This is a genomic window from bacterium (assembly GCA_040757115.1).
Classification (GTDB): Bacteria; UBA9089; CG2-30-40-21; order CG2-30-40-21; family SBAY01; genus JBFLXS01.
On the sequence record JBFLYA010000365.1, the window covers coordinates 1 to 2,813 of the forward strand.

The 2,813-nt window shown below is 39.8% G+C and carries 1 protein-coding gene; it reads left to right on the forward strand.

The features are described 5' to 3' along the window. Window positions 1–2,813 (forward strand): hypothetical protein (locus AB1422_18680; protein MEW6621326.1); only part of this gene is annotated, 2,813 nt, incomplete at both ends.

Genomic DNA, 2,813 nt, shown 5'->3' on the forward strand with positions numbered 1-2,813 from the left:
AATGCTCCAATACTTACCTGGACAGGTGAGTCGGGATTTACATCTGATGCAGTTGACCCTGATTATGGCACAGTAAATGTAACTTTATTTACTTATAAAGTTCGATATTATGATGCGGATGGGAATCCACCAAAATATGTTCACCTGTGGATATATAAAGATGGGAAAAGCATTTTTGGTAGTCCCTTTCCAATGGGGTTTGTTCCGACGAGTGGAAATTTAGCCGATGGAGATTATTATGCTAACATTAGTTTTACAGAGTCAGGAAATTACACTTATTTGATAGAGGCAAAAGAGAAACCTGGAATCAATCTTAATCCTTTAGAGATAGGGAGTGAGTCACCATCTGCAAAAACGGCTACTTTAGAAGCAATTGGAGAGCCGAGTTTGGTCGGGGAATTTTCCCCTTCACAAGTTGATATATTTGCTGATTTAGGGGAAGATGAGTTAATTATGGTAGACTGGACAGATGGAGTTTCTGCGGTCGGACCTGCGACTTTAGAGATGGTTGGACCAATAATTGGTCAGGCACCAGTATTAAGCTGGACTGGTGAACCTGATTACGAAGGAGGTGGAGTTTATCCGACAAGTACTTCACCATCGGGTTATTATACTTATCGGATAAAATATCAAGACCCGGATGGTGATGCCCCGGATAAAGGGTATGTCTATGTAAAGATTTATCGGGATGGGAAGTTATATTATCCAGAGCCAATTGCGATACCGAAGGTTTCCGGTGACCCTGTGAATGGTCAGATACATTCGTTATCATATCCACTAACTCAGAGTGGCAACTATACTTGTCTATTTGAGGCAAAGGATATAGATGGAATTCCAGCCGAAGGAACACCTACATTTACCTTCACGGTAGGTCCAATAATCGCTAATCCACCCGTATTGAGCTGGACTGGTGAACCTAACTACCAGGAAGGTGGAGTTTATCCGATAAGTACTTCTCCACATAATCTTTATACTTATCGGATAAAATATCAAGATCCCGCAGGTAACCAGCCATATGGCAATAGGGTATATGTAAAGGTTTATAGAGAGGGAAACTTACTCAATACACTTCCAATGTCCTATGTTTCCGGTAACCCTCAGACTGGTCAGATACATTCGGTGCAATATCCACTGACTCTCGAAGGCATTTATACATATATATTTGAGGCAAAGAATATAAATGGAGTTTCAGCTGAAGGCACACCAACCGTTACCTTGATGGTTGGACCAATAATTGGTCAGCCACCAGTATTAAGTTGGGCAGGAATTAGTGATTATGTGTATGATGGTATTGAACCAGAAACAGGTAAATCTGGAGATACATTTACTTATCTGGTAAAATATACCGATGATGATAATGACCCACCATTAGCTGGCTATCCATTACTGTATGTTTTTAGAGGTGATAATGAAGCCGTGCCCGGTAGCCCTTATGTGATGGACCATAATGACCCATTAGATATAACTTATACAGATGGTAAGTTATATAAGAAAGAATTATCATTACGCTTAACGGGCACAGACTATAAATATAGATTTGAGGTAAAGGATATAAAGGGAGTTTCATCAGTTTATCCTCAATCTCAGGCAATGGGAACAAAGACAGGACCTACAATAAGTAATCCACCGGTATTAAGTTTTATTTCACAAACACCTTATAATGGCACGAGCGGCGTGGATATTCAAACTGGTGCAAAACCCAAAGTAGTTACCTTTAAAGTGATATATCAAGATATTGATGGAGATTGTCCGTCGCCTACCGATAATGTAAGAGTATATATCCGTCGAAATGGAGCGGGGTATCCTTATGAGGGTATATATTATTCGATGCTGTATAAAGTTCCTATTGATTATGTTAAGGGAGTAGAATATTATAGTGTTATCAATTTACCTTATTCGGGGACATACACATATCGTTTTGCGGCAAAAGATAGAAATGGAGTATTAGCCCCTGGAACACCGACTCAAGAATATATTGGGCCTATATTGACCGGGGTTGATGCTCCTGTCGCACCGCTCTTGTTATGGACAGGTGAAAGGAACTATCTGTATGATGGGTTAGACCCAGAACAAGGTGAGCCAAATAGCACTATATTTACCTATAGAGTAAAATATAGTGATGGGAATAATGAGGCACCATTAGACGGATATCCACGGGTAAAAATTAAGACCACAGGAGGAACAGAGACAATCTTACCGTTAACCAGAGTAAGTCCAGCAACGGTTACTTATGCGGCGGGTGTCCTATATGAAACAAGGACTACTTTACCTGCACCTACAGGTATCTATACCTATCAATTTGAAGCAAAAGATATAACAGGATTGACAGCTGGTGGTGCAGGGATTCAAGTGAAGATAGCACCTACTGTTAATAGTGCACCAGTATTATCTAATGGTACGGTGAATCCAACTAATGGTAATGTAAGCACCCTGTATACTTTCTCAGTTAAATATCAAGATTCAGAAGGGACTGTGCCTCATTCTGGCTATCCGAAGGTTCATATATTAATTGGTGGAGTAGATATTCCAGGAAGTCCAATTATACTACCTTATCATGATGGAGGAAATATTAGTTCTGGTAGGGTATATTCTAATCCTCTAATACTTTCATATAATAACTCAAATTATTCCTACTATTTTGAAGCAATGGATATATATCGGAAGATGGCAACACCTACTTCTACTAATGATGGTCCTGTAGTTACTGGTGGAGGTAATTGTGGACCAGAATTATTATGGGTAGGGACAGGTGGTTATGTCTCTGATGGATTAGAGCCGGAAATGGGAACAAGAGGAACTATCTTTACCTTCAA